Below are 24,398 nucleotides of genomic sequence, written 5' to 3' on the forward strand. Positions count from 1 at the left end.
TCATGACGGAACTCTTCATCGACGGCGCCTGGATCGCAGGCTCGGGCCCCGCCTTCGCTTCGCGCAACCCGGGCACCGACGCGATCGCGTGGCAGGGCGACAGCGCGTCGGCAGCCGACGTCGACCGCGCGGTCGCGAGCGCGCGCCACGCGTTCGCCGGCTGGTCGGCGCTCGACTTCGAAGCACGCTGCGCGATCGTCAAGCGTTTCGCGGCGTTGCTCACCGAGCGCAAGGAAGCGATCGCGACGGCGATCGGCCGCGAGACGGGCAAGCCGCTGTGGGAAGCGCGCACCGAAGTCGCGGCGATGGCCGCGAAGGTCGGCATCTCGATCCAGGCGTACCAGGAACGCACCGGCGAGAAGCGCCAGGACATGGCCGACGGCGTCGCGGTGCTGCGCCATCGTCCGCACGGGGTCGTCGCGGTGTTCGGCCCGTACAACTTCCCCGGCCACTTGCCGAACGGCCACATCGTGCCGGCGCTGATCGCGGGCAACACGGTCGTGTTCAAGCCGTCGGAGCTCGCGCCGGGAGTCGCGCGCGCGACGGTCGAGGTGTGGCAGGAAGCCGGCCTGCCGGCCGGCGTGCTGAACCTCGTGCAGGGCGAGAAGGACACCGGCATCGCGCTCGCGAATCACCGGCAGATCGACGGCCTGTTCTTCACCGGCAGCTCGGATACCGGCACGCTGCTGCACAAGCAGTTCGGCGGCCGTCCGGAGATCGTGCTCGCGCTCGAGATGGGCGGCAACAACCCGCTCGTGATCGGCGAAGTCGAGGACCTCGACGCGGCCGTGCACCACACGATCCAGTCGGCGTTTCTGTCGGCCGGCCAGCGCTGCACGTGCGCACGCCGCATCTTCGTGCCGCAGGGCGCGTTCGGCGAGCGCTTCCTCGCCCGCTTCGCCGACGTCACGTCGAAGATCACGGCCGACGTGTTCGACGCCGATCCCCAGCCGTTCATGGGCGCGGTGATCTCGGCGCGCGCGGCCGCGAAGCTCGTCGATGCGCAGTCGCGCCTGGTCGAGCAGGGCGCGAAGCCGATCATCGAGATGACGCAGCGCGATCCGCGCCTGGGTTTCGTGAACGCATCGATCATCGACGTGACCGGCGTGGCTAACCTGCCCGACGAAGAGCACTTCGGCCCGCTCGCGCAGATCGTCCGCTACGCGACGTTCGACGAAGCGATCGAGCGCGCGAACGACACGGCGTTCGGCCTGTCCGCCGGCCTGCTGGCCGACGACGCGCACGCCTGGGAGCACTTCCGCCGCACGATCCGGGCGGGGATCGTCAACTGGAACCGCCCGACCAACGGCGCATCGTCCGCCGCGCCGTTCGGCGGCACCGGTCGCTCGGGCAACCATCGTCCGAGCGCGTACTACGCCGCCGACTATTGCGCGTATCCGATGGCGTCGGTGGAAAGCACGCAACTGACCTTGCCCGCGAGCCTGTCGCCGGGCCTGCACTTCTGATCGAGGGAACGACGATGAACGCACAAGAAGCCAATTTCGACGGACTCGTCGGCCCGACCCACAACTACGCCGGGCTGTCGTTCGGCAACGTGGCGTCGCTCAACAACGAGAAGTCGGCCGCGAACCCGAAGGCGGCCGCGAAGCAGGGGCTGCGCAAGATGAAGCAGCTCGCGGATCTCGGCTTCGCGCAAGGCGTGCTGCCGCCGCAGGAGCGGCCGTCGCTGCGCCTGCTGCGCGAGCTGGGCTTCTCCGGCAAGGACGCGGACGTGATCGCGAAGGCCGCGAAGCAGGCGCCCGAACTGCTCGCCGCGGCGAGCTCGGCATCGGCGATGTGGACCGCGAACGCGGCGACCGTCAGCCCGTCGGCCGACACCGGCGACGGCCGTGTGCACTTCACGCCGGCCAACCTGTGCAGCAAGCTGCATCGCGCGATCGAGCACGAAGCGACGCGCCGGACGCTCTCGACGCTGTTCGCCGATCCCGCGCACTTCGCGGTGCACGAGGCGCTCACAGGCACAACGGCGCTCGGCGACGAGGGGGCCGCGAACCATACGCGCTTTTGCGCCGAATACGGCAAGCCGGGCGTCGAGTTCTTCGTGTACGGCCGTGCGGAATACCGCCGCGGCCCGGAGCCGAAGCGCTTTCCGGCGCGCCAGACCTTCGAGGCGAGCCGCGCGGTCGCGCAACGCCACGGCCTCGACGAAACGGCGACGGTCTATGCGCAGCAGGATCCGGACGTGATCGATGCGGGCGTGTTCCACAACGACGTGATCTCGGTCGGCAACCGCGACACGCTGTTCACGCACGAGCGCGCGTTCGTCAACAAGCAGGCGATCTACGACACGCTGACCGCCACGCTCGACGCGCGCGGCGCGCGGCTGAACGTGATCGAGGTGCCCGAGGCGGCCGTGAGCGTGAACGACGCGGTCACGTCGTACCTGTTCAACAGCCAGCTGCTGTCGCGCGCCGACGGCTCGCAGGTGCTCGTCGTGCCGCAGGAGTGTCGCGAGAACGCGAACGTCGCGGCCTATCTCGACGAGCTCGCGGCCGGCAACGGCCCGATCCGCGACGTTCTGGTGTTCGACCTGCGCGAAAGCATGAAGAACGGCGGCGGTCCTGCCTGCCTGCGCCTGCGCGTCGTGCTGAACGACGCCGAGCGTGCGGCCGTCACGTCGAACGTGTGGATGAACGACACGCTGTTCGCGTCGCTCGACGCGTGGATCGAAAAGCACTACCGCGACCGTCTCGCGCCGGAAGATCTCGCCGATCCGACGCTGCTCGACGAATCGCGCACGGCGCTCGACGAGCTCACGCAGATCCTGCGTGTGGGGTCGCTGTATGACTTCCAGCGCTGAGTCCCGCATGCCGGCCGCCGCGCTGCTCGACGACTTCCTCGCGTTTACGCTCGCTGGCGGCCCGCCGGCCGTGAAGGACGGCACATGCGCGGACGGCGCGGTGCGCTGGCAATGGCTCGGCGACGGGCTGCTCGCGTTCGAGCCGGCCGCACGCGATGCGGCGGGCGACGCAGACGCGTCGGCGCGCGCGAGCGTGCTCGTGTCGGCCGGCGTGCATGGTGACGAGACCGCGCCGATCGAGCTGCTGTCGATGCTCGTGCATGATCTCGCGGCGGGCACGCTGCCGCTCGCGTGCCGGCTGCTCGTCGTGCTCGGCAACGTGCCGGCGATGCGCGCGGGCGAGCGCTATCTCGACGACGACCTGAACCGCCTGTTCAGCGGCCGTCACACGCACGTGCCGACGAGCCGCGAAGCGCCGCGCGCGGCGCAGCTCGAAGCGGCGGCCGCCGCGTTCTTCGCGGCCGCGCCGGCGGGCGGTGCACGCTGGCACGTCGACATGCACACGGCGATTCGCGCATCGGTGTTCGAGCAGTTCGCGCTGCTGCCGCACACGGGCACGCCGCCGACCCGCGCGATGGTCGAATGGCTCGGCGAAGCGCGCATCGCGGCCGTGCTGCTGCATACCGCGAAGGGCAACACGTATTCGCACTTCACGGCCGAGCAGTGCGGCGCGCTCGCGTGCACGCTGGAACTCGGCAAGGTGCGGCCGTTCGGCCAGAACGATCTGTCGCGCTTCGCGCCGGCCGACCGCGCGGTGCGCAAGCTCGTGTCGGGCGCGCCGCGTGATGTCGATGCGCGAGGAGGCCATGCGCCGTTGCCGCGTGTGTTCACCGTGATCGACCAGATCACGAAGCAGAGCGACGCGCTCGAGCTGTTCGTCGCGGCCGACGTCGCGAACTTCACCGCGTTCGCGCGCGGCACCGTGCTCGCGCAGGACGGCGACTACCGCTATACGGTGAAGCACGACGAGGAGCGCATCGTGTTCCCGAATCCGTCGGTGAAGCCGGGCTTGCGCGCGGGCCTGCTCGTCGTCGACACGACGCGCGACACGCTCGCCGCGCTCGTCTGAGCGATGCGCGGTGGCGCGCGACTGCGGAGATCGGCAGCCCGCGCATCGTCGCGTCGCGTTCGCATTTTGGGGTTGACGTACGTCCGTCCGCCGCGCACGCGGCGGCCAGGCATCGGCCCTTGCGTATTTGCGACATCGTCTTGCAAGTTCGACGAACGGCCGGGCCGACGCCGGCGCACGCAACGCAGCATCGCGCGCTGGCGGCCGCTTTGCCGTATCGGGCCGTGCGGATTGGTACAATCGCCGCCTTGCGGCTGTTGCGCCGCATCAAGGCGCGGCATCGGGATTGTCGTGGTCATCCGGCCCGGCAATGATGCAAGCGCCCGTAGTTCCGGAACATTCGAGTATCGAGGAGAACACCTGATGAAGTTGGATTGGCGTAAAGTGGCCGCGCACGCGGTAGTGGCGGCAACGGCCGTGGCGGCAGGCAGCGCGATGGCGGCGGATCTGAAGGAGATCCGGTTCGGCGTGGAGGCCTCGTACGCGCCGTTCGAATACAAGACGCCCGACGGCAAGCTGACCGGCTTCGACATCGACATCGGCAACGCGGTGTGCGCGAAGCTGAACGTGAAGTGCGTGTGGGTCGAGAACGACTTCGACGGCCTGATCCCCGCGCTGCAGGCGCGCAAGTTCGATGCGATCAACTCGGACATGACGATCACCGACCAGCGCAAGCACGCGATCGCGTTCACCGATCCGATCTACACGATCCCGAACCAGCTGATCGCGAAGCAGGGCAGCGGCCTCCAGCCGACCCCGCAAGCGCTGAAGGGCAAGCGGGTCGGCGTGCTGCAGGGCACGATCCAGGAAGCGTACGCGAAGAAGAAGTGGGCGCCGGCCGGTGTCGAGGTCGTGCCGTACCAGACGCAGGACCTGGCCTACGCCGACCTGAAGTCGGGCCGTCTCGACGCGACGTTCCAGGATTCGGAAGCGGGCTCGAAGGGCTTCCTGTCGAAGCCGCAAGGCCAGGGCTTCGGCTTCGCCGGCGGCACGGTGGCCGATGCCGAGATCCTCGGCTCGGGCGTCGGCTTCGGCCTGCGCAAGAACGACGCGGCGCTGAAGACCGCGCTCGATCAGGCGCTGAAGGGGCTGAAGGCCGACGGCACGATCGACAACCTCGCGAAGAAGTACTTCAGCGTGCCGGTCACGCTCAAGTAAGCGTTTCGATCCGTCGCACGACGCAGCCGGCCGCTTTCGCGGCCGGTTTGCTTTTGGGGCGCCGCTTCTCGCGCACAAGGCGGCGTGCCGCGTGCGTCACGCGGGGAAGAACCGCCCCAGTTCGCGCGCGAGCTCGTTGAGCACGCTCATCTCCTGCTGCGTGATCTTGCGCGCGGGCTGCGCGCCGGCCCAGTCGCCGTACAGCAGGCCGACGGTCGTCGTGCCGACGCGCACCGGCAGCAGCACGAACGCGCGCGTGTCGGGAAGCGCATCGAGGTACCACGCGGGCAGGCGCTTCATCATCTTCGGCTCCTGCGCCTGCTCGATGAAGATGCCGACCGAGTTCGTGATCGCGAGATGGAACACGTCCGGCTCGAAGCGCTCGTCGAAGCACAGCCGGTCGAGCGCCGCATCGACGTCCGGCCCGAAGCCGAGGCGCGCGGCGAACATGCCGTCGTCGCGGCGCACGAACATCACGGTGCGCGTGAACGCGAGCCCCGCGAGCAGGCTTTCCGACGCAAGCGCGAGCACCGGCATCAGCACGTGCTCGGACGGCAGCGCGCGCAGGTCCGCGAGGCCGGCCTCGAGGCATGCCTCGGGTTCGGGCTGCGCCCGTGCGATCGCGTCGGCGTTCGCACGCAGCTCGACGATCTCGCGCATCACGGTGTCGCTCGCTTCCTCGCGTGCGAGCCGGTCGGCGATCTCCACCAGCGCGTCGGCATCGATCTCCAGCTCCTGCCCATAGCGCTGCGCGAGCACCGCGATGTGCGCGTCGCGCTGCGGGCCCGCGGGCATCGCGAGCGCACCGGCGAAATCGGTCGAGCAGCGGCTCACCGAACGCAGCCAGCGCACGCGGTCGGCGCCTTCGTCGGCACAGGCCGCGGGGCGCCGGCGGTCGTCGCGCTCGTCTTCGTCGTCTTCTTCGCGTTCGTCGCGGTGGGCGGCGTGCGCGGCGCGGCCGTCACCGTCGGCCATCCCGGCGCGGATCACGTCGGGCAAGCGCCAGCTCGCGGCGGCCTCCAGGCCGATTTCGTCGAAGCCGACGCCGAGCACGTCGATGCACGCGGCCGCGTCGTCGCCGTTCAGCTCGGCGGCGCGGCGGCGGATCCGGTCCCATTCGCTGTCGAGATAGCAGACCACGAGCAGCTTGCCGACCTGGCGCATCAGCGTGCAGACGACCGCTTCCTCGCCGCCGCGCAGTTCCGCATGCTCGGTCAGCTTGCGGGCGACGCAGCCGGACAGCAGCGCGCGGTTCAGCTCGAGCTTCGCGTCGATGCGGCGCGGCGTGCTGTGGTGGAAATGATCGACGAGCTTCAGCCCGACGACGAGATGGCCGACCGTGTCCATGCCGAGCACCATCAGGGCTCGCGTGACGGTCGTGATGTTGCCGCCGAACGCCATGTACATCGCGGAATTGGCGAGCCGCAGGACTTTCTGCGTGAGCGCGAAATCCGACAGTACGACGCGTACGAGCGCGGTGAAGTCGAGGTCGTCGTTCTTCATCGCGGCCATCGTCGCGCGCAGCGATTCCGACAGCAGCGGGAAGTCGCCCCGTTCGTTCATCCGGGCCCATAGCTTGTCGAGCAGCGCCGTGCGGGGCAGGTGTGCGGTGATTGACATTCGAATCTGTCCGGTTCGCTGCGCGCGTCAGGCGGCGTGCAGGCGCAACTGCTGCGCCTCGAAGCGCCGCGCGAGCTCCTCGGACGGCAGCGCCTGGCACACGAGCCAGCCCTGGATGTGGTTGCAGCCCATTTCGGTCAGCAGTTCGCGCTGCGCCTCGGTCTCGACGCCTTCCGCGACGAGCTCGAGATCGAGCGTCTGCGCGAGGCCGACCACCGCAGACACGATCGCGCGATCGTTGCGCGACGTCAGCAGGTTCTCGACGAAGCTGCGGTCGATCTTCAGCTTCGCGAGCGGGAAGCGCTGCAGGTACGCGAGGCTCGAATAGCCGGTGCCGAAATCGTCGATCGCGAAGCGGATGCCGAGCTCGGTCAGCTCCTCGAGCAGCATCTTCGCCTGCGCGGGATCGTGCATCAGCAGGCTTTCGGTGATTTCGAGCACGATGCGGCGCGGGTCGATGCCCGTCAGCGCGATCGCCTCGCGCACGCTCTGCGTGAAGCGCGGGTCGCGGAACTGCTGCGGCGACACGTTGACCGCCACGTACTGCAGCGCGAGCCCCTGGCGGTCCCACGCGACGAGCTGCATGCACGCGGCCTTGAGCACCCAGTTGCCGAGATAGTTGATCAGGCCGATCGATTCGGCGAGCGGAATGAAGGTGGCCGGCGGCACGAGGCCGTGCACCGGATGCCGCCAGCGGATCAGCGCCTCGACGCCGTCCACCGCGCCCGACTGGCTGCGCGTGATCGGCTGGAAGTGGAGCGAGAACTCGCCGTTGCGCACGCCGTCGTACAGGTCGGCCTCGAGCTTGAGCCGCTCCGCGTCGGCCGGGTCGTCGACCGGCTCGTGAAACGCGAGCGCATTGCCGCCCGACGCCTTCGCCTGCGCGAGCGCATGGTCGGCGCGGCGCAGCAGCGGGCTGTGGTGTTGCGCGCGATGGGGCGCCGCGCGCTCGTCCGGGTACAGCGCGATGCCGATGCTCGCGGACAAGTGCACGGTCTGTCCCTGAAAGACGTAAGGTTCGCGCACCGCGGCCTGCAGCCGGCGCGCGAGCGCATCAGCGGCATCGCTCGCGCGCGCGCGGTTCGGCGCGGTCAACACCACCGCGAACTTGTCGCTCGCGACCCGTGCGAGCTGCTCGCCGGGCGCGACGAGCGCCCGCAGCCGCTGCGCGGTGTCGCGCAGCAGCGTGTCGCCGGCGTCGTAGCCGAGCGCGCGGTTGATGCGCTGGTAATCGTCGAGGTCGAGCAGCAGCAGCGCCGCGCACGTGCCGCTCTCGTCGGCCGCCTGCTGCGCGCGCATCAGCGCGGGCACGAGCGCGGACAGGTTGTCGAGCCCCGTCATCGGATCGTGGTGCATCTCGTACGTCAGACGCGCTTCGAGCGCCCGCCAGGCCGTCACGTCGAACGCCGCGATCGCGAAGCCGTCGACGCCGTGGTGACGGCTCTTGAACGCGCGGATCTCGACGTCGAGCGGGTAGGTGAGCGACTTGACGATGCAGATCGTCGCTTTCTCGACCTGGCCGGAACGCGCGGCACGTGCGAGCAGGCCTTCGAGCGTCGCGGTATCCTGTTCGGCGATCAGGTCGCGCAGCGTCAGCGTGTGCAGGTAGTCGCGGTGATAACCGATGAAACGCAGGCTCGCGTCGGATACGTACAGAAAGCGCAGCTCGCGGTCGACATGGGCGAGGAAATCCACCGTGCCGACCGTCTGTTCCAGCCAGTTGCGCACGGTGTCGTCGCGGCGCGGCGCGCCGGCGCGCGCAGGCATCAGCGCGCCGCCCGACCAGGCGAAGCGGCGCAGCGTATGCAAGGCATTGCGCCAGGAGCCCTTGCGTGGCGTCTGTTTCCTGTTGGCTTCCATGTTTCTCGCTGACGTGAAGGGCTGGAACCGGTTGTCCGGAAGGAATAACGGCAAGTTGCGCGGAATCTTTAACCGGCCGGCCGGCAGCGGCTTGCGCTGCCGCCGGACCGGGTCGTGCATGCGGCGTTCGATGGTCGAACGCAGCATGGCCCACATCGAGGCTGACTGTATAAGAAATGAGGACACAGATGAAGCGAAAACTATTGGTGGGCGCCGCGGCGGCGCTGCTGGTGGCCGGTCATGCGCTGGTCGCGCAGGCGCAATTGAAGCCGGGCGCAACGGCGCCCGACTTCACGACGCAGGCGTCGCTGGGCGGCAAGACTTACACGTACTCGCTCGCCGATGCGCTGAAGCACGGGCCGGTCGTGCTGTATTTCTACCCGGCCGCGTTCACGAAGGGTTGCACCATCGAGGCGCATGCGTTCGCGGATGCGGTCGATCGTTACAAAGCTTACGGCGCGACGGTGATCGGCGTGTCGGCCGACAACATCGACACGCTGACCAAGTTCTCGGTGAGCGAGTGCCGCAGCAAATTCCCGGTCGCGGCCGATCCGGACGCGAAGATCATCCGCGAATATGACGCGAAGCTGCCCGCGCTCGATCGCGCGAACCGTGTGTCCTACGTGATTTCGCCGGAAGGGAAGGTGCTGTACGAGTACACGAGCCTGTCACCCGACAAGCACGTGGAGAATACGCTCGGCGCGGTCAAGGCGTGGGCCGACGCGCATCCGAAGCAATAAGCCGCAGGCGGGGAGCCCGCGGCAAGGCGGCCCGCCGCGGGGGCCGCAAGCACGATGAGAAACGCGCTGCCGGATGGCGGCGCGGGCGTGCAGGGTGTGCCGGACCTACGTTACGCGCGCAATGCCTGTTCGATCGGCACGCCGCCGCCGACGAAGCCGATGACCTTGCGCGAAATGCCCAGCTTGATCGCCTCGATCGCGGCCCATGCGACATCCTGGCGCGACACCGGCGGCGCCGCGTTCAGCGGCTCCTCGGTCAGTGCGATCTTGCCGACGCCCGGGCTGTCCGAGAGCGGGCCGGGGCGCAGGATCACGTAGTCGATGCCCGACGCGATCACGCGCTCGTCGCCTTCGCGTTTCATCTGCGAGTAGTGCCGCAGCGCGTCGCCGCTGCGCTCCGGCCAGTACGCGGTCAGCGAACTGATCACGACCAGCTTCTGCACGTTGTAGGCGAGCGCATGCTCGGCCGCGCGCGCGACCGCGTCGCGGTCGATCTGCTCCTCTTCGGCGGCGCCTTCCGATTCGGCCGAACCGGCCGCGTAGATCACGTGCGTGATGCCCTGGAATGCGTGCGAGAAATCGCCCGTCAGATCGGCCTCGACGACCTTCGCGCCCGGCAGCGCATAGCCGTGCCGGCGCACCAGCGCTGTCACCTCGAATTCCGGCTGCTTGAGCAGCAGATCCGCGCAGGCCTGGCCCGTGCGGCCGGTCGCACCAATCAGCAGTACCTTCGTCGTCATGAAACCGCTCCTTGCACGATGCGTCATCCTCCCAGATAGGGACGGACGACCGATACTCAAGTGTATGTCGATTTGGGCCGGCGGCGTGCAGGTAATGAGGGACGCACCGCTCGAGGCTTGCCGGCGCGACTCCGGAAGGCCTCCACCGGCACGTCATCGTGCGCATCGATTGCGGAATCGACCCGCTGACCGGCTATCATGTGCGCGATGCATTTTTCGCCGCGACGCAATGCAACGCGGCGACCAACCGGTTGGAGTACACATGGCATTACCCCTGGACAACGTCAGCATGGCCGTGTTCTGCGACTTCGAGAACGTCGCGCTCGGCGTGCGCGACGCGAAGTACGAGAAATTCGACATCCAGCCCGTGCTGGAGCGGCTGCTGCTGAAGGGCAGCATCGTCGTGAAGAAGGCATATTGCGACTGGGAGCGCTACAAGGGCTTCAAGGCGTCGATGCACGAGGCGAGCTTCGAGCTGATCGAGATTCCGCACGTGCGCCAGTCGGGCAAGAACTCGGCCGACATCCGGCTCGTCGTGGACGCGCTCGATCTCTGCTATACGAAGTCGCACGTCGACACGTTCGTCATCATCAGCGGCGACTCGGATTTTTCGCCGCTGGTGTCGAAGCTGCGCGAGAACGCGAAGAAGGTGATCGGGGTCGGCGTGAAGAAGTCGACGTCGGACCTGCTGGTAGCGAACTGCGACGAATTCATTTTCTACGACGACCTGGTGCGCGAGCAGCAGCGCGCGCAGGCGAAGCGCGAACAGCAGCACGCCGGTAACGGCGGCGCGAAGCGGCCGGACGAACCGTCGCGCAAGCCGGAGCTGGAAGCGCGCCGCAGCGAGGCGATCGCGCTCGCGGTCGAGACGTTCGATGCGTTGGCATCGGAGCGCGACGACGTCGGCAAGATCTGGGCGTCGGTGCTCAAGAGCGCGATCAAGCGCCGCAAGCCGGACTTCAACGAGTCGTATTACGGCTTCCGCGCGTTCGGCAACCTGCTCGACGAGGCGCAGGCGCGCGGGCTGCTCGAAGTGGGCCGCGACGACAAGTCGGGCGCGTTCGTGTCGCGGCCGCGCCAGTCGTCCGCGGTGGAGCAGGCGGCGGCACGCGATACGGGCGGCACGCACCATGGTCACGGCGCGCATCATGGTCACGGCGCACGCCACGCGGAAGCGGCACCGGCCGAGCGCCAGCCGCGGCGTCGCGGGCAGCGGGCGGGAGCAGCCGTGCAGGAAAGCGTGCAGGCCGACGCGCAGGAGGCGGCCGTCGTCGATGTCACGGACGAAGTGGCGCTCGTGCCGGCAGCGACGGCCGAGGCGACTGTAGTGACTGAAGCGACTGAAGTGGCCGACACGCACGGCGACGCGAAGGACGGCCGCAAGCGCGCGCGCAAGAGCGCGGCGAAGAAGACCGGCGCCAAGAAGGGCGGCGACGCGAAGGGCGCCGGCCGGCAGGCGGCGGCGAAGCCGGACGAGGCCGCGCACGGCGGTGCGAAGCATGGTGGCGACAAGCACGCGCAAGGCATGCCTGCCGAAGCGACGCATCGCGACATGGAGCATCGTGAGGAGCGGCACGTCGCGGCGCCGACGGCTGGCGAGTACGGCGCTCCGGCGGCTGCCGCGCAGCCCGCACCCGAAGCGGCACCGGCTGCCGAATCGACCGGTGAGGCGGCTGGCGAAGCTGCGGCTGCAAAGCCGAAAAAGCCGGCCCGCAAGACGGCTCCCCGCGCGCGTCGTCCGCGCAAGACGGCCACCGCTGCCGAGTAACGCTGGCCGCGTTGGCCGCGCGGGGCGGCGTCCGACCGCGGGCGCCGCTTGTCTCACCTCGCCGGCCGGTGCAACGCCGGCCGACGCGTCCCGTTATCCGTTCAGCACGTACGGCTGCGTCATCACTTCGAGGAAGTGACCGTCCGGATCGTCGAAATACACGCCGCGTCCGCCGTGATGGCGGTAGATCTCACCGGTCTGCCGCTTCGCCGGATCGGCCCAGTGCGGCAGACCGCGCTCGCGAATGCGCGCGTACACGCGATCGAAGCCGGCCTCGTCGGTCAGGAATGCGTAGTGCTGGGACGCGATCTCTCCCTCCTTTTCATAAAAATCGAGCGACACGCCGTTCTCGAGCGGCACGACCAGCATCGGGCCGAACGGCGTCGGAGCCGGCAACTCCAGAAGTTCGGTGAGGAAGCGGCTCGACGCGTGCTTGTCGCGACACCAGACGATCGTATGGTTGAGCTGGACGTTCATGGCGGGCTCCCGGGAACGGGCGCGAGGGTGGGCATGGACACACGATAGTCGATCGCCGTCGGCGCGCAAGCCTCGACCCCGGGGCGAACGCGGCAGCCTCTGCGTCGGCGGCCCCGGCGGACGCACGTGAATCGTCGGCTGAAACGATCTGGACGATCGGCTACTTTTTCGGGAGCCAAGGTCATTGGCGCGGCTTTTTGCGCCGCCAAGCATCGCCGCGCCGCTCCACGCTCCACGCCGCGTCGCCCCGCATCCCGCCGCGTGCCGCTACACGTTACTCCCCGGCCACCGCCGGCCCGCCCGAATTGCCGCGGCGGTTGCGGCGCTTCTCGCCCCACACGCGCAGCCGGTCCATGTACAGATAGACGACCGGCGTCGTATAGAGCGTCAGCACCTGCGACATGATCAGGCCGCCGGCGATCGCGATCCCGAGCGGCGCGCGCAGCTCGGCGCCGTCGCCATGGCCGAACGCGAGCGGCAGCGCGCCGAGGAGCGCCGCCATCGTTGTCATCATGATCGGCCGGAAGCGCAGCAGGCACGCCTCGTGGATCGCATCGAACGACGACTTGTTGCCGTGGCGCGTCTGGTCGATCGCGAAGTCGACCATCATGATCGCGTTCTTCTTCACGATGCCGATCAGCAGGATCACGCCGATCAGCGCGATGATGCTGAATTCCGTCTTGAACAGCAGCAGCGCGAGCAGTGCGCCGACGCCGGCCGACGGCAGCGTCGACAGGATCGTGATCGGATGGATGTAGCTCTCGTACAGGATCCCGAGCACGATGTAGACGGCCAGCAGCGCCGCGAGGATCAGGATCGGCTGGTTGTTCAGCGATTGCTGGAACGCCTGCGCGGTGCCCTGGAAGCTGCCGACGATCGTCGGCGGCACGCCGATCTGCGCCATCGTCTGGTAGATCGCCTGGGTCGCCTGCGACAGCGACACGCCCGGCGGCAGGTTGAACGAGATCGTCGTCGCGACGAAGAGGCCCTGGTGGTTGACCGACAGCGGTGTCGTGCTCGGGCCGAAGGTCGCGATCGCGGACAGCGGGATCATCGTCGACTTCGACGTCGACACCGCCGCGCCCGACGACGCGCTCGACTTGCCGCTCGACGCGATCGAGTTCAACGCCTGGTTGCGCGCGGAATCGGACGCGATCGCCGCGGCGCTGGTGGCGGCCGTGCCGGCGCTCGACGTGCCGGCCGAGGTCGCGACGAAGGTGCCGGCCGCCGCGTTGGTCGACTGCGAGCCGTTCGCGCTGCCGCCCGACGTGCTGATCCACACTTCGTTCAGCATTTGCGGGCTCTGCCAGTATTTCGGCGCGACTTCCATTACCACGTGGTACTGGTTCAGCGGGTTGTAGATCGTCGAGACCTGGCGCTGGCCGAACGCGTCGTACAGCGTGTTGTCGATCTGCGCGGGCTTGATGCCGAGCCGCGCGGCGGTCGCGCGGTCGATCGTCACCATCGCCTCCAGCCCGCCTTGCTGCTGGTCCGAGTTGACGTCGGTCAGCTCGGCGCGCTTCTGCAGCGCCTCGGTCAGCAGCGGCCCCCACTTGTACAGGTCGGCGCTCGAATCGCCGAGCAGCGTGAACTGGTATTGCGCGTTGCTCTGCCGGCCGCCGACGCGGATGTCCTGAGCCGCCTGCAGGAACGTGCTCGCGCCGGCGACATCCGCCAGCGGCTTGCGCAGCTGCTGGATCACCTGGTCGGCCGACAGCTTGCGCTCGGTGCGGTCCTTCAGCGTGACGAACATGAAGCCCGAATTGGTCTGCGTGCCGCCGGTAAAGCCCGCGGCGCTCTGCACGTTCGGGTTGCTCTGCACGATCCGCATCATCTCGGTGAACTTCTGTTTCATGGCCTGGAACGACGTGGACTGGTCGGCCCGAATGCCGCCGATCATCAGCCCGGTGTCCTGCTGCGGAAAGAAGCCCTTCGGCACGATGATGTACAGATAGACATTCAGCCCGATCGTCGCGAACAGGATCAGCAGGACCAGCAGCGGGCGGCGCAGCGCCCACGACAGCGAGTGCTCGTAGCCACGCTGCATCCGCGTGAAGAAGCGCTCCAGGAACCGGCCGAGGCGGCCTTCCTCGTGCGCGTCGTGCGGCTCGCGCAGCAGCCGCGCGCACATCATCGGCGTGACCGTCAGCGAGACCGCGAGCGATACCGCGATCGCGAGCGACAGCGTCAGCGCGAATTCGCGGAACAGGCGCCCGACAATGCCGCCCATCAGCAGGATCGGCAGGAACACCGCGACGAGCGAGATGCTCATCGACAGGACCGTGAAGCCGACCTCGCGCGCGCCGTCGAACGCGGCCTGCAGCCGCGGCTTGCCGTTCTCGATGTGACGCGTGATGTTCTCGAGCACGACGATCGCATCGTCGACGACGAAACCGGTTGCGACGATCAGCGCCATCAGCGACAGATTGTCGATCGAGAAGCCGAGCAGGTACATCGCGCCGAACGTGCCGATGATCGAGATCGGCACCGCGACGCTCGGAATCAGCGTCGCGCGCCAGTTGCGCAGGAACAGGAACACGACCATCACGACGAGGCTGATCGCGATCAGCAGCGTGTGCTCGGTGTCCTTCAGCGACGCCCGGATCGTCGTCGAACGGTCGAGCACCGGCGTCACCGTGATGTCGGCCGGCAGCGACGCGGTGAGCTGCGGCAGCGCGGTGCGCACGCGGTCGATCGTCTCGATGATGTTCGCGCCGGGCGAGCGGTAGAGGATCACGAGCACCGCGCGCTTGCCGTTCGACAGGCCGAGGTTGCGCAGGTCCTCGACCGAGTCGACGACCTCCGACAGGTCGGACAGCCGCACGGCCGCGCCGTTGCGGTACGCGACGACCAGGTCGCTGTACTGCGACGCATGCGACGCCTGGTCGTTCGTATAGAGCTGGTAGTGCTTCGGGCCGAATTCGATCGCGCCCTTCGGGCTGTTCGCGTTCGCGGACGCGAGCGCGGCCCGCACGTCCTCGAGGCCGATCCCGTAGTGGAACAGCGCATGCGGTTCGAGCTCGACGCGCACGGCCGGGTTCGCGGAGCCGCTCACCGACACCTGGCCGATCCCGTCGATCTGCGACAGCGACTGCTGCAGCACCGTCGACGCGGCGTCGTACAGCTTCGCCGGCGACGACGTTTCCGACGTGAGCGACACGATCATGATCGGCGAGTCGGCCGGGTTGACCTTGCGGTACGTCGGGTTGCTTTTGAGCGAGGCGGGCAGGTCGGCGCGCGCCGCGTTGATCGCGGCCTGCACGTCGCGCGCGGCGCCGTCGATGTCGCGGTTCAGACCGAACTGCAGGATGATCCGCGCGTTGCCGACCGTGCTGGTCGACGTCATTTCGCTGACGTCGGCGATCGAGCCCAAGTGCCGCTCGAGCGGGCTCGTCACGCTGGTCGCGACGGTCTCGGGGCTCGCGCCGGGCAGCGACGCCTGCACCGAGATGGTCGGGAAGTCGACCTGCGGCAGCGGCGACACCGGCAGCTTGATGAACGCGAACAGGCCGGCGAGCGCGACGCCGAGCGCGAGCAGCGTCGTCGCGACGGGGCGGGTGATGAAGGGGCGCGACAGGTTCATCGCTTAGGCACCCGTGTGCTTGCCGGAATCGGCGCCGGGGCCGTACCGCTCGAACCAGCCGCGCGCGCGGCGTGCGAGGCTGTCGAAGCCGAGATAGATCACCGGCGTCGTGAACAGCGTCAGCACCTGCGACACGATCAGGCCGCCGGCGATCGCGATCCCGAGCGGCTGGCGCAGCTCGGAGCCCGCGCCCGCGCCGACGATCAGCGGCACCGCGCCGAGCAGCGCGGCGAGCGTCGTCATCAGGATCGGCCGGAAGCGCAGCAGGCACGCCTGGTAGATCGCCTCGCGCGGCGGCTTGCCTTCGACCCGTTCGGCCTCGAGCGCGAAGTCGATCATCATGATCGCGTTCTTCTTCACGATGCCGATCAGCAGCACGATCCCGATGATCCCGATGATGTCGAGGTCGTGCCCGGTGATCATCAGCGCGAGCAGCGCGCCGACGCCGGCTGACGGCAGCGTCGACAGGATCGTGATCGGGTGGATGTAGCTCTCGTACAGCACGCCGAGCACGATGTACATCGTGACGACCGCCGCGAGGATCAGGAACAGCTGGTTCGACAGCGACGCCTGGAACGCGAGCGCCGCGCCCTGGAAGCGCGTCTGGAACGAGCCGGGCAGGCCGATGTCCTTCTCGGCGGCGCCGATCGCCTTCACGGCCTCGCCGAGCGACGCGCCCGGCGCGAGGTTGAACGAGATCGTCGTCGACGGAAACTGCGACAGGTGCGCGATCAGCAGCGGCGACGGCCGTTCGTGGAACGACGCGATCGACGACAGCGGCACCTGGCCGCCGCCGGCGGACGGCAGGTAGATGTCGTTCAGCGATTCGGCGTAATGCTGCTCCTTCGGCTCCGACTCGAGAATCACGCGGTACTGGTTCGACTGCGTGAAGATCGTCGACACGATGCGCTGGCCGAACGCGTCGTACAGCGCGTTGTCGACGGTCGCCGGCGTGATGCCGAAGCGCGCGGCGCTGGCGCGGTCGATCTCGATGTACACCGACTGGCCGTTGCTCTGCAGGTCGGTCGCGACGTCGGCGAGCGACGGCTCCTTCTGCAGCCGCGTGACGAGCTTCGGCACCCAGGTCGCGAACTCGTCGGGGTTCGGGCTCGTCAGCATGAACTGGTACTGCGTCGGGCTCACGGTGGAGTCGATCGTCAGATCCTGCACCGACTGCATGAACAGCGTGATGCCGGTCACGTTCGCGACGCGCTGCTGCAGGTCGCGGATGATCTGCGCGGACGACTCGGAGCGGTGGTCGCGCGCCTTCAGGTTGATCAGCATCCGGCCGCTGTTCAGCGTGATGTTGCTGCCGTCGACGCCGATGAACGACGTGAGGCTCTCGACGTTCGGATCCTTCAGGATCTCGGCCGCGAGCGCCTGCTGGCGTTCGGCCATCGCGCCGTACGAGATCGACTGCGGCGCCTGCGTGATCGCCTGGATCACGCCGGTATCCTGCGCGGGGAAGAAGCCCTTCGGTATGTACACGTAGAGCAGGGCGGTCAGCGCGAGCGTCAGCAGCGCGACGACGAGCGTCGAGCCCTGGCGGTTCAGCACCCATTCGAGCGCGACCCCGTAGCGCGCGATCACCCGGTCGATCACGCGGTGCACGCGTGCCTCGAAGCGGTGGCTTTCCGGCGGCGGCGAATGGCGCAGGAGCTTTGCGCACATCATCGGCACGAGCGTGAGCGACACGATCGCCGAGATCACGATCGTCACCGCGAGCGTGATCGCGAATTCGTGGAACAGGCGGCCGACCACGTCGCCCATGAACAGCAGCGGGATCAGCACCGCGATCAGCGACACCGTCAGCGAGATGATCGTGAAGCCGATCTGCCTCGATCCCTTCAGCGCGGCCTCGAGGCCCGTGTGGCCTTCCTCGACGTAGCGGGCGATGTTCTCGATCATCACGATCGCGTCGTCGACGACGAAGCCGGTCGCGATGGTGAGCGCCATCAGCGACAGGTTGTTCAGCGAGAAGCCTGCCAGGTACATCACCGCGAGCGTGCCGATCAGCGACAGCGGCACCGACAGGCTCGGGATGATCGTCGCGTAGACGTTCGCGAGAAACAGGTACATCACCAGCACGACCAGCGCGACCGCGAGCAGCAGCTCGAACTGCACGTCGCGCACGGCGGCGCGGATCATCGTAGTGCGGTCGGTGACGATCTGCACGTCGAGCGCCGCGGGCAGCGTCTCCTGCAGCTTCGGCAACTGCGCCTTGATCGCGTCGACGGTCGCGATCACGTTCGCGCCCGGCTGGCGCTGCACGTTCAGGATGATCGCGGGCTCCGCGTTCACCCACGCGCCGAGCTTGGTGTTCTCCGAGCCGGCGACCACCTTCGCGACGTCGGTCAGCATCACCGGGCGGCCGCTCTTGTATGCGACGACCGCGGAGTTGTACTGGTCGGCGCTGGTGAGCTGGTCGTTGGCGTTGATCGTGTACGCGCGCGTCGGGCCGTCGAAGTTCCCCTTCGGCGTGTTCACGTTCAGGTTCGAGATCGTCGTGCGCAGGTCGTCGAGGTTCATCCCGTACTGCGCGAGCGCGGTCGGGTTTGCCTGGATCCGCACGGCCGGCCGGTTGCCGCCCGACAGGCTGACGAGGCCGACGCCGGCGATCTGCGAGATCTTCATCGCGAGGCGCGTATCGGTCAGGTCCTGCACCTGCGTGAGCGGCAAGGTCTTCGACGTGATGGCGAGCGTCAGCACCGGCGCGTCGGCCGGATTGACCTTCGCGTAGATCGGCGGGGCCGGGAGGTCGGACGGCAGCAGGTTGCCGGCCGCGTTGATCGCGGCCTGGACTTCCTGCTCGGCGATGTCGAGCGGCAGGTCGAGCGAGAACTGCAGCGTGATCACCGACGCGCCGGCCGAGCTTTGCGACGACATCTGGTTCAGCGACGGCATCTGCCCGAATTGCCGCTCGAGCGGCGCCGTGACCGACGACGTCATCACCTCCGGGCTCGCGCCCGGGTAGAAGGTCTGAACCTGGATCGTCGGGTAGTCGACTTCGGGCAGCGCCGCGAGCGGCAGGAAGCGCAGCGCGACGAGACCGGCCAGCATGATCGCCGCCATCAGGAGGGCGGTGCCGACCGGCCGGAGAATGAAGAGGCGGGATGGATTCATCGAGCGGCCCGCGCGTTACTGGACCGCGGGGGCCGCGGCCTGCGACGCGCCGTGCTTGTGTCCGCCGCGGTGGCCGGCCGTACCCGATGCACCCGATGCACCCGATGCACCCGATGCACCCGATGCACCCGATGCACCCGATGCACCCGACGCCGCGCCGGCGCCGTGCGCGCCCGACGCGCCTTTGGGTTTGTCGGCCGGGATCGTGATCTTCGCGCCTTCGCGCAGCCGGTCGGAGCCGTCGGTGACCACGCGCTCGCCGAGCGCGACGCCGCTGACGATGCTGGTGCGTTCGCCGTCGACCGGGCCGATCGTGACCTTGCGCACCGTCACCGTGTTGTCGGGTTTCACGATGTACACGAACTGGCCGATCGAGCCCGTCAGCACCGCGGCCGTCGGCACGATCGTCGCATTGCGCAACACGTCGACGAGCAGGCGCGTGTTCACGAACTGATTCGGGAACAGCAGGCCTTCCTTGTTATCGAACGTCGCGCGCAGCTTGACCGTGCCGGTGCTCGTGTCGATCTGGTTGTCGAGCGTTTCGAGCGAGCCCGTCTCGAGCGGCACCGTGTTGTTGCGGTTGTACGCGGTGACCGACAGCTTCTTGCCCGCGTTCACCTGCTTGAGGATCTGTGACAGGTTGTCTTCCGACGTCGTGAAGATCACGCTCATCGGCTGCATCTGCGTGATCACGACGATGCCGTTCGTGTCGCCCGCCGTCACGTAGTTGCCGGGGTCGACCTGGCGCAGGCCGACGCGGCCCGACACCGGTGCCGTGATGCGTGCGTACGTGAGGTTCAGCTTCGCGGAATCGATCGCCGCCTGGTCGGTCTTCACCGTTCCTTCGTATTGCTTGACGAGCGACGCCTGCGTGTCGACCGTCTGCGATGCGATCGAGTCCTGCGACAGCAGTGTCTGGTAGCGCTTCAGGTCGAGGCGGGCCGTCGCGAGCAATGCCGCGTCGCGGGCGTGCGTGCCTTCGGCGTTTTCGAGCGCGACCTGGTACGGACGCGGGTCGATCTGCGCGAGCAGGTCGCCCTTCTTGACGAGCTGGCCTTCCTGGAACGCGACGGACTGCAGATAGCCCGACAGCTGCGTCTTGACCGTCACGTTCGCGAGCGGCGTCACGGTGCCGAGCGCGGACAGCACGATCGGCATCTCGCCTTGCGTCGCGGTCGCGACCGACACGGGCTGCGGAATGTTCGCCATCGCGGCCGGGCCGCCGCGGCCGCGATGACCGCCGCCGGCGCTCGCACCGGAGGCCGCGCTGCCTGCGGCCTGCGTGCCGGCCGGCGTGCGGCTCCACGGGTGCCACCACAGCAGGCCGCCGATGACGACTGCGAGCGTCCCGATCACCAGCGTGCGGCGCGGGCGACGGGCGGCAGGGGAGGCGGGATCCTTCGAAGGGGGCGTGGGCTTTTGTTGGTTGTCCATCGTGTTCTGTCAGGAAGACGGCGCGGCGTGCCGGAAAACGGGGGTGGAGCGGCGCGTGGGCATGCGATGCCGCGAGGGCCGGCTCGGTACGGCCCTGGCGGTCCGCGCGGGAAAGAGCGGTGCGCACCGCGAATGCGGCACGACGATGGGCATGATGCTACGTCCCGTCCCCGTTACAGTCCAGCGGTCTATCTTTCAACGGGTTACGGTCGTTACATAACGCGACGGGACGGTGACGGATCGATTACACGGCGCTGCGCCGGGCCGGCGCGCCGCCGATTTCGCGGGTGATTTTCGCGATGCATTCGTGCAGCGCCGGCACCACGTGTTCCTGCAGCCATTCGGCCGAACACTGGCTCGATGCGCCGCCGCAGTTCACCGAGTAGCGCTGGCCCGACGGGCCGACGAAGCCGGCCGCGACCGCGTTCAGCCCTTCGCGCCATTCGCCGATCGCGATCGCGTGGCCCGCGCGCATCGCGTCCTCGAGACCGGGGTTCAGGCGCGCCGACACGTGCGGCCAGTCGTCGCCGGCCGTCGCGCGCAGCGCGTCGAGCAGCGTGCGACGCTCGTCGTCCTCCAGCGCCGCAAGATACGCGCGGCCGACCGCGGTGCGCGCGATGTCCATCCGCGAGCCGATCTCGAGGCGCGTGACGAGCACGGCCGAGCGCGGCCGGATCACGTCGATCGCGACCATGTCGAGCCGGTCGCGCACCGCCAGGTGCACCGACAGCGACGTGCGTTCGGCGAGTTCGATCATGAACGGCCGAGAGCGCGCGCGGATATCGAAGTTGCGCAGGAACCCGTGGCTCAGCTCCAGCACCGACGCGGTCAGCACGAAGCGCTCGCTGTCGGGCAGCTGGAACAGGAAGCCGGCGCTGACGAGCGTCGCCGTGATGCGCGACACGGTCGGTTTCGGGATGCCCGTCAATTCGGTCAGCTCGCGGTTGCTGACGGGGGCGTCGGCGGCCGCGATGCGGCGCAGCACGGCGAGGCCGCGCGCGAGCGCGGTGATCTCGTCCGGCGCCGATTCACGGTCCCGGGGTGCGGGAGGCGTTACAGATGTCGACACGGGGAATTCTCTCTATTTCCGAAACTCGATTTCAATTTTGTTGGTATCGTAAGATGATTGTCAAAAGATGCATGTTCCGTGGGTGAATCGTTCATCGTATGGGATTTTACGGGTTCACCCTTGGTTTATTAGGAAAGTCCTCAAATGACCATTGCCGGAAAGTGCAGGAGCCGGTGCAAATACCGCTTGACTTGTCGGGCGGAAACGGAAAGAATGTCTCACGTTTTCGAAACATTGTTTCAGGAGTTTAACCGGCAACGGTGTTTCGCGCAGTCTCTCAGGTTCTAGCACGGCCCTCGGAATGGCTAGAACTTTTTTAGCGCCACGGTCTCCGTGGCGCTTTTTTTTGCCCGTTATCGGCGCGCAACGAAGTTTGCAGCAGCTAGCAAGAGCGGTTTCAAAAACGTCAAAGTATGCCGCATTGCCGAAGGTTGTTGTTCGGCGCCCGATCTGGAGCGCTATTTCCTCATCCACGTGATGTGCGGCGGTTTGACTGCCTGGGGCTATCTGAAACGAATGATGGCGCGAGGTGGGGCGCGCGTGCTGATGCGCGGCGCGCCGTGTGCAACGCATTACCAGAGTGGTCACGTCGATCCCATGATGCGCGTACCCAGTGAAATACCGAGCGCCGATAGCGAAGCGTTGATCTTCTGCTGATCGCGTTCCCAACGCGACAGTGCGGCATCGAACGCCGTGCCTCGCGCGAAAGCCTGCATCGCTTCGGCGAGTCCAACCGCATTGTCCGCCGCCTTTGCCACGCCGGCCGCGGTATGGGGGCGGACAAGGCAAGCCGCGTCGCCAAGCAGTACCGCGCGGCCGAACACCATTCGCTCGACGACAAGATCCCGAATTGCCTGTGCGAATGGCGCGTGCGTTGCATCGACGAGCGCGGCGAGCGTCGGCCCGAGCAGGTTGCGGGCCGCGTCGACGAGTTCCGACCGATGGTCGTCGCGCATTGCACCGGGCGGCAGCGATCCGTCTCGCTGTGTGCCGTCCCGGGAACGAAACAGTTCAGGTAGCTTGTCGTACGAGAGACGCCGGTACCACACCCAGTTCACGCGCCGTTTGCCGGGCTCGACGGTGCCGTCGCGACCTGGCACCAGGTAGGTCAGGAACAGATGTGCGTCACCCTGCTGAAACGTAAAGCGGTTGCGCAGCACGCGAAGTACCTGATCGGGCAGGTCATGTTCGTCGACGAGCCCGCGCCACGCAACGTAACCCGCATAGGTGGGTTGCGTATCGGGTAGCAGTTGCGCGCGCACGCCGGAGCGCCCGCCATCCGCGCCGACGAGCAGATCCGCGTGTTCTATCCGGCCGCTCGCGAAATGCGCGGTGACGCGCGCGCCATCGGAATCGAGTCGCTCGAACGTCTCGCCTGCATGGACGACGCCCGCTGGCAGCGCGCGCTTCAGCGCCGTATAGATCACATTCCACGCAGTCTGGGTTTGCGGCATGCGCATTTGCTGCACGATCCGGTCACCCTCGTCGAGATAGATCCGCTCGCTCGAATCCACGCCGGTATCGCCCGGCATCGGTACTCCGCCGAATGCGAACGCGCGGACGATCGGCGGCTGCAGGACGATGCCTCCGCCGCGGCTATCGAGCTCGCTCGGCGACTGTTCGAACACGCTGACGCGCCATCCAGCCGCACGCAGCGCAGTTGCCGTGAAGAGTCCGCCTACCGATCCGCCGATCACGAGTGCCCGCGGCCTCGATACGTCATTCATGAAGTGCTCCTGTCAACCAGTGAATCGCGCGACCGCGCGTCCAATTTCCTGCTGCTTCGATGCCGGTGCGCCGCGGATTCAACCTTCCCAGCTCTTCAGGAAATCGAGCAGCAGCGCGTTGACGCGTTCCGGCTGTTCTTCCTGCGGAAGGTGGCCGCATTGCGCGATGGGCTCGGCCCGAAGATGTGTCGCCATGCTTTCCCAGACGGATTTCATGTCGAACATCTTGCCGACCGCGTAAAAATCCTCACCCCAGATCGCCATGGTCGGGCATGCGATCTTCACATCGGCGTCGGCGAGATCCTGTTGGACGTCTTCCGCGTTCGCGCGGTAGTCGGCGAGTGCGCCACGGACGGCGCCGGGACGGCGATAGGCCCGGACATACGTGTCGAACGCCTCGCCGGAAATGGCGTGCGGGTTGTAGCACCAGTCGGAGAAGAAGTGGCCGAGCCACTCGGCCTCCTTGCCGGCGATCAGTGCTTCGGGCAGGTCCGCTACCTGATGAAACAGGAAGAACCAGTACGCGCGTGCCGTCTGGGCGGTCATGTTCTGCGCGACGATGCGGGTCGGCACGTTGTCCATCACGACAAGGCGCTCGAGGCGCTCGGGGAAGTCCTTCGCGAAGCGTGTCGCGACGCGTGCGCCGCGATCGTGCCCGACCAGCGCGATTCGGCCGATGCCAAGCGTGTCGAGCAAGGCGACGAGATCGCGGGCCATGTTGCGTTTGTCGTAGCCGGCGGCCGGCTTGTCGGTTTCGCCGTAGCCGCGCAGGTCGGGCACGATGACGCGGTAGCGTTGCGCCAGGACGGGAATCTGGAAGCGCCATGCGAAGCTGGTTTCCGGGAAACCGTGCAGCAGGACCACGACAGGTCCGCTGCCCGCGTCGATGAAATGTTGTCGAATTCCGTTCGCAGTGACGGTGTGGTGAACGATCGAAGGCGTGGTGGTGGACATGTGTCGGTTCCCATTTCGGTTCGGACGACGCGCCATCGGAGCGACGTGCGCGCGAGTGCTGTCCGAGCATAGGCGAAGCGACATGGCCAGTCGCATGAATTGTTCTGAATGACGATTAAGTTGTTCCTCGGAGGAGGGCGACCTCCAATGCCCGATGTGAGCAGTGCGGCGGGTGGCGTCGGTGCGGCGTGCGCGCAAAAAAAGCGCGACGCCCGCAATGGGCATCGCGCATGAACCGGCGTGGAGCGCCGACGA

16 protein-coding genes are annotated in these 24,398 nt (G+C 67.7%); 6 read left to right on the top strand and 10 right to left on the bottom strand.

Translation table 11 applies throughout. The features are described from left to right. The first annotated feature begins 2 nt into the window (after positions 1-2). The 4 genes from astD to FFI87_RS05730 all read left to right on the top strand — a co-directional run bounded on the left by astD (position 3) and on the right by FFI87_RS05730 (position 5,048). Entirely contained in the window at positions 3-1,466 is a 1,464-nt protein-coding gene (gene astD / locus FFI87_RS05710; RefSeq protein ID WP_138848027.1) for a succinylglutamate-semialdehyde dehydrogenase, read from the top strand. Between the two features lie 14 nt (positions 1,467-1,480). Next, positions 1,481-2,821, top strand: coding sequence for an N-succinylarginine dihydrolase (astB, locus tag FFI87_RS05715; protein WP_138848026.1), 1,341 nt, complete (start codon positions 1,481-1,483; stop codon positions 2,819-2,821). 7 nt (positions 2,822-2,828) lie between these two features. Continuing rightward, positions 2,829-3,890 (top strand): succinylglutamate desuccinylase, encoded by a 1,062-nt coding sequence (astE, locus tag FFI87_RS05720; RefSeq protein WP_186381719.1) that lies wholly within the window; start codon positions 2,829-2,831, stop codon positions 3,888-3,890. A gap of 363 nt (positions 3,891-4,253) precedes the next feature. Next, on the top strand, positions 4,254-5,048 hold the full coding sequence (locus FFI87_RS05730) for an ABC transporter substrate-binding protein (protein ID WP_012363450.1): 795 nt from the start codon (positions 4,254-4,256) through the stop codon (positions 5,046-5,048). A gap of 96 nt (positions 5,049-5,144) precedes the next feature. Here FFI87_RS05730 and FFI87_RS05735 read toward each other — a convergent pair whose 3' ends face one another. After that, a complete protein-coding gene (locus tag FFI87_RS05735) occupies positions 5,145-6,668 on the bottom strand; it encodes an HDOD domain-containing protein (RefSeq protein ID WP_138848024.1) in 1,524 nt (507 codons plus the stop codon). A gap of 27 nt (positions 6,669-6,695) precedes the next feature. Next, positions 6,696-8,435 (bottom strand): cyclic di-GMP phosphodiesterase CdpA, encoded by a 1,740-nt coding sequence (gene cdpA, locus FFI87_RS05740; protein WP_193759174.1) that lies wholly within the window; start codon positions 8,433-8,435, stop codon positions 6,696-6,698. Between the two features lie 281 nt (positions 8,436-8,716). On the opposite strand from cdpA, the gene FFI87_RS05745 reads away from it, so the two are divergent. Further along, positions 8,717-9,268, top strand: a complete 552-nt coding sequence (locus tag FFI87_RS05745) for a peroxiredoxin (protein ID WP_006758308.1) — start codon at positions 8,717-8,719, stop codon at positions 9,266-9,268. Positions 9,269-9,378: 110 nt separating this feature from the next. On the opposite strand, the gene FFI87_RS05750 is transcribed toward FFI87_RS05745, so the two are convergent. Beyond that, entirely contained in the window at positions 9,379-10,008 is a 630-nt protein-coding gene (locus FFI87_RS05750) for an SDR family oxidoreductase (protein WP_138848023.1), read from the bottom strand. 262 nt (positions 10,009-10,270) lie between these two features. Between FFI87_RS05750 and FFI87_RS05755 the strand changes: the two genes are divergently transcribed. Then, positions 10,271-11,776, top strand: a complete 1,506-nt coding sequence (locus tag FFI87_RS05755) for an NYN domain-containing protein (protein ID WP_138848022.1) — start codon at positions 10,271-10,273, stop codon at positions 11,774-11,776. 93 nt (positions 11,777-11,869) lie between these two features. Here the strand turns inward: FFI87_RS05755 and FFI87_RS35320 are convergent, their stop codons facing one another. The 7 genes from FFI87_RS35320 to FFI87_RS05790 form a co-directional block, all read right to left on the bottom strand. Then, positions 11,870-12,253, bottom strand: coding sequence for a VOC family protein (locus FFI87_RS35320; RefSeq protein WP_012363454.1), 384 nt, complete (start codon positions 12,251-12,253; stop codon positions 11,870-11,872). 274 nt (positions 12,254-12,527) lie between these two features. Then, a complete protein-coding gene (locus FFI87_RS05765) occupies positions 12,528-15,836 on the bottom strand; it encodes an efflux RND transporter permease subunit (RefSeq protein WP_138848021.1) in 3,309 nt (1,102 codons plus the stop codon). A gap of 3 nt (positions 15,837-15,839) precedes the next feature. Further along, positions 15,840-18,959, bottom strand: coding sequence for an MdtB/MuxB family multidrug efflux RND transporter permease subunit (locus FFI87_RS05770; protein WP_138848020.1), 3,120 nt, complete (start codon positions 18,957-18,959; stop codon positions 15,840-15,842). A 15-nt stretch (positions 18,960-18,974) separates the two neighbouring features. Next, on the bottom strand, positions 18,975-20,393 hold the full coding sequence (locus FFI87_RS05775) for an MdtA/MuxA family multidrug efflux RND transporter periplasmic adaptor subunit (protein ID WP_138848019.1): 1,419 nt from the start codon (positions 20,391-20,393) through the stop codon (positions 18,975-18,977). Positions 20,394-20,637: 244 nt separating this feature from the next. Next, complete coding sequence (locus FFI87_RS05780) at positions 20,638-21,462, bottom strand: IclR family transcriptional regulator (protein WP_138848018.1); 825 nt, start codon at positions 21,460-21,462, stop codon at positions 20,638-20,640. A gap of 584 nt (positions 21,463-22,046) precedes the next feature. Beyond that, positions 22,047-23,189, bottom strand: coding sequence for an FAD binding domain-containing protein (locus FFI87_RS05785; RefSeq protein ID WP_012363463.1), 1,143 nt, complete (start codon positions 23,187-23,189; stop codon positions 22,047-22,049). Between the two features lie 78 nt (positions 23,190-23,267). After that, a complete protein-coding gene (locus FFI87_RS05790; RefSeq protein ID WP_138848499.1) occupies positions 23,268-24,143 on the bottom strand; it encodes an alpha/beta fold hydrolase in 876 nt (291 codons plus the stop codon). Positions 24,144-24,398 lie beyond the last annotated feature (255 nt).

Source organism: Burkholderia sp. KBS0801 (genome assembly GCF_005937855.2).
GTDB classification, from domain to species: domain Bacteria; phylum Pseudomonadota; class Gammaproteobacteria; order Burkholderiales; family Burkholderiaceae; genus Burkholderia; species Burkholderia ambifaria.